Here is a 3,776-nt window from a genome sequence, read left to right as displayed (position 1 = left end):
TTCTCTAAATATGAATTCACCTAAATTCGGGATAAAACTGGCTTTATCTCGAATTTAGGTTCTGCTCGTTTCGCTATGCGTAGGCATCATCTGACGCCTCAATAATCCATAATTGCGGTTTGCCAAAATCTTTATAAGCGTCTTCAATAAGGCGCTTAAAGACATTAAAGTCCTCGCTGTTGATTTTTTCTACCGCATTTAAGTAAAGCGTGAAATCTGTGATATCACTATCGGTCAAACAGTCCCAAGCGCTGTCCCAATTATGGGCAAAATAGCTGGGAAAATTGGCGGCTGTCGCTAAGCTCTTTAGCAACGTTTCTTTATCCAAAACATCGCCGATGGGAATGTTAATCGCATGCTGAGGAATGCGATGAATAAGCGCTTCGTCTTTTTGAGCAATGGCGTTTTGGTTAACGTCATTTTTTTTAATATAGTAAATCGCTTGGCTCATATCATCTCACCTGCAATTGCTGAAAGCTGTCGTAATGGTCGACGGTCAAATAATAGACGGTTGGCGGATGACCGCCAGTGACAATACGCTGTGCGCCGCGATGCGAAACGCCCGGTGTCGGCAAAGTGTATTCGCGATAATAGCCTTGCGACTGGGCAGGCAGTTTGCCTTCACGATTATAAAAGGTGGTGCCATCTTTATTCGGATAAGGAAACGGGCCGCCTTGCTGAATCAGCGCCAGTGTTTGGTCTATTTGCGCATCACCCGTGATAGCTGCTGTGGCTGTTGTATCAAGGTTATAGGTCTTAGGCGCTGTCTGCGTTATAGAAGTTGCTGGCGTGCTATCTGCAAAAAAACTGGCTGTTAAGTCGCTAAAGAAGTAGACCGCCACCGCAATAAGGGCGATAAAACTTAGTAGAGTAGATAAGCCAGTTTTTTTATGTGGCTTGCTTTGGTTATTTTTTGACTGGTTTTTTCGATGATAGCTAGCGTTATTTGTATGCGTATTTTTTGCATGATGTTTGGTTGAATTTGCTAGCGGTGCTTTTGAGTCTGCCGTTTCTAAAATACTTAATTCGTTAGAGGTGACTTCGGTTGCGCGTAATTGGTTTTTGTCATTACGCTGACTGTTAAAATAGACACGTTGACCCTCGCTTATCGGCCGCGATAAGCGCACGCTGCTGATATGAAAGAAGACATCTTCATCTTGATTGTCTACATCAATAAAGCCATAGCCTTTGTCAGCATTCCAGTGTTTAATTTTGCCACTTTGCATGGGCACGGCTTCCTATAGCGTGGTTCTTTTCAGCAAAATAATTTTTATATGCCATATATAGCATATTTATCAATAATAAAAAAACGCCAGCAATTAAGCTGACGTTGTTTAAGATTATACTCGAATTGGCCAACAAATTATAGTGCAGCCATAACGCCCTAGGCGCGTGTTTCGCCGTGACCGTAAACAATCCATTTTTGCGAGGTTAAACCCTCAAGCCCAACCGGTCCACGGGCATGGATTTTATCGGTTGAGATACCGATTTCTGCCCCAAGTCCGTACTCAAAGCCATCGGCAAAACGGCTCGAGGCGTTAATCATCACGCTTGCCGAATCGACTTCGCGGATAAAGCGCTGCGACTTGGTATAGTTGTCGGTAATGATGACGTCGGTATGGTGGCTGCCGTGAGTGTTGATATGTTCAATCGCTTCATCAATACCCGCTACCACCTTAACTGCCAAGATAGGCGCAAGATATTCGGTATCCCAGTCCTCGTTAGTCGCTGCTGATAAATGACCTTGCAGGGTAGCATTGTCATTTAAAATCGCCTGTGACTTCTCATCGAGGCGCAGTTGCATGGCGTCATCGGCTGTTACGATGGCTTCAGCAATCTTTGGTAATAGCTTGGCGGCGATTGATTCATCGACCAATAGCGTCTCCATGGTATTACAAGTGCCGTAGCGATGGGTTTTGGCATTAACGCTGACTTTAATCGCCGTGTCTGCATCGGCATCGCTATCGATAAAGGTATGACAATTACCATCTAAATGCTTAATCACAGGAACGCGGGCATCGCGGCTGATACGTTCAATCAAACCTTTACCGCCGCGTGGTACGATCACATCGACATAGTCCGTCATGGTAATCAACTCGCCAACAGCTGCGCGGTCAGTGGTTTCTAACACTTGTACGCTATGCTCAGAGAGACTGACCTTTTTTAAACCCTGTAAGATACATTTGGCAATCGCTTGATTAGATTCAAAGGCTTCAGAACCACCGCGTAAGATAATAGCATTACCAGATTTTAGCGCCAGCGAAGCCGCCTCTAAAGTAACGTTGGGACGCGATTCATAAATCATCCCGACCACCCCGAGTGGCACACGCATCTTGCCCAAATGAATACCTGATGGCTGATACGTCATGTCGGTCACTTCACCAATAGGGTCAGGCAATGCCGCCACGTCTTTTAACCCTTGCAGCATACCATCGAAGCGCGCGTCATTTAGCTCTAGACGATCAAGTAACGCCGCATCCAAGTCGTTTTTTTGCCCCTTATCCATATCGATTTTATTGGCCGCTAAAATGTCAGCTTTGGCGCTTTTTAATTCGTCATAGATTGCCATCAGCGCCGAATTCTTATCGCCAGTATTGGCCGCAGCTAACGCTCGTGATGCCGCGCGCGCTTGCTTACCGACCGTCTGCATATAGGCGGTTACATCTGTGGTATTCGATTGCGTCATAAATTAACGTCCTTTTATCATCAATAATCTAAAAAATATCGTTTAGCGCTCTAATGGCGCTCTGCTATTTAACATAGAGGAGATGAGGACGATAGTAAAGTCGATTTTGTGAACAACGACCGTTTAGCAAGCACTGCAGAGTTTTCTTATGTTGTATTTTAAGGTTTTTAACTTTTTATAGCGTCTATAAGTAATGGGAGATAAAAAAGTATTTTGTCTGTTACGTATTTTTAACAGAACTGCGCTGCAACTGCTAAGGTAGTCGTGGTCAATCGTGAGTATAGTGGGCGCTAAGACGGTCAATTCATACGTTATCAATGAAAGACATAGCAATTGGCTGAGGCAATAAAGTGCTGAATTTTATAAAGATTAATAAATTAAAGACTCATGATGGAGAAAAAAATGGCTATTAAAAATAAAACCTATAAAAACTGGCTCACAGTAGGCTTGGTAGCAGCAGCACTAAGTGTCAGCGCCTGCGGCAAAAAAGAAGAAGCGCCAATGGATGTTAAACCAACCGCTGACGCGCAGACGCCAGTAGAAAATAACGCTACCGGCGTGGCAACAGCAAACAGCACGGATGATGTCGCGGTTGCAAGTGCCGATGCTAATGACGGGATGGCCGTTAGCGAGAATGATGATGTCGCGGTAGCAACTGCTGATGATGCAGAAGTCCTCGATGGTACTGAAAGCGAAGAGCACATTTCGACTTACTAGTTAAGCTTGTTAAATGCCGCTTGCAAGCGTCGACTGACTATTTAGCAGATAAAACAGCGCTAGCGGCGTTAAGATGATAAAATAAGGCCCATAACTGACTATGCGTTATGGGCCTTATTTTGTCGTTGATTCCTTTTAAAAAGAATATCGCGCTACTGAGCTAGAGTTATCTAAGCCGAGCGCCGTTTTGAGTATTTTTTTATCGGCAATGAATTATCCTGTCAAACTCTAATGATTTTTAATAACCTTTACTAATTGAAGGAGCAGGGTTTGCCTTTTTATCGCATTATAGGCGACAATGGCGCATTTTTTTATTCATGTTTTCACTCATATTTATTGGAAGTCTGCTAAACCATGCTTGATACTGCAAAGA

4 protein-coding genes are annotated in these 3,776 nt (G+C 44.0%); 1 reads left to right on the top strand and 3 read right to left on the bottom strand.

Annotated elements, in window-relative coordinates; all coding sequences use genetic code 11:
• Positions 1 to 73: 73 nt before the first annotated feature.
• From V7D75_RS07405 to V7D75_RS07395, 3 genes are all read right to left on the bottom strand, one after another.
• Positions 74 to 451: a barstar family protein gene (locus V7D75_RS07405; RefSeq protein ID WP_333614046.1), complete on the bottom strand. Its 378-nt coding sequence runs from the start codon at positions 449 to 451 to the stop codon at positions 74 to 76.
• A gap of 1 nt (position 452) precedes the next feature.
• Positions 453 to 1,226 carry a ribonuclease domain-containing protein gene (locus tag V7D75_RS07400; protein WP_333614045.1) on the bottom strand — a complete coding sequence of 258 codons (774 nt, stop codon included), beginning with the start codon at positions 1,224 to 1,226 and terminating at the stop codon, positions 453 to 455.
• A 158-nt stretch (positions 1,227 to 1,384) separates the two neighbouring features.
• The gene (locus V7D75_RS07395; RefSeq protein WP_333614044.1) at positions 1,385 to 2,686 is read right to left on the bottom strand and encodes a glutamate-5-semialdehyde dehydrogenase; all 1,302 of its coding nucleotides are present in this window, start codon (positions 2,684 to 2,686) and stop codon (positions 1,385 to 1,387) included.
• Positions 2,687 to 3,088: 402 nt separating this feature from the next.
• On the opposite strand from V7D75_RS07395, the gene V7D75_RS07390 reads away from it, so the two are divergent.
• Entirely contained in the window at positions 3,089 to 3,403 is a 315-nt protein-coding gene (locus V7D75_RS07390) for a hypothetical protein (RefSeq protein WP_333614043.1), read from the top strand.
• Positions 3,404 to 3,776: the final 373 nt, after the last annotated feature.

The organism is Psychrobacter sp., from assembly GCF_036731945.1.
In the GTDB taxonomy this organism is placed as follows: Bacteria; Pseudomonadota; Gammaproteobacteria; order Pseudomonadales; family Moraxellaceae; genus Psychrobacter.
This window is presented reverse-complemented; position numbering and strand designations above follow the sequence as displayed.

Coding starts and splice junctions, on each gene's coding strand:
- V7D75_RS07400 (WP_333614045.1), bottom strand. CDS start 1,226: ATGCAAAGTGGCAAAATTAAACACTGGAATGCTGACAAAGGCTATGGC.
- V7D75_RS07405 (WP_333614046.1), bottom strand. CDS start 451: ATGAGCCAAGCGATTTACTATATTAAAAAAAATGACGTTAACCAAAAC.
- V7D75_RS07395 (WP_333614044.1), bottom strand. CDS start 2,686: ATGACGCAATCGAATACCACAGATGTAACCGCCTATATGCAGACGGTC.
- V7D75_RS07390 (WP_333614043.1), top strand. CDS start 3,089: ATGGCTATTAAAAATAAAACCTATAAAAACTGGCTCACAGTAGGCTTG.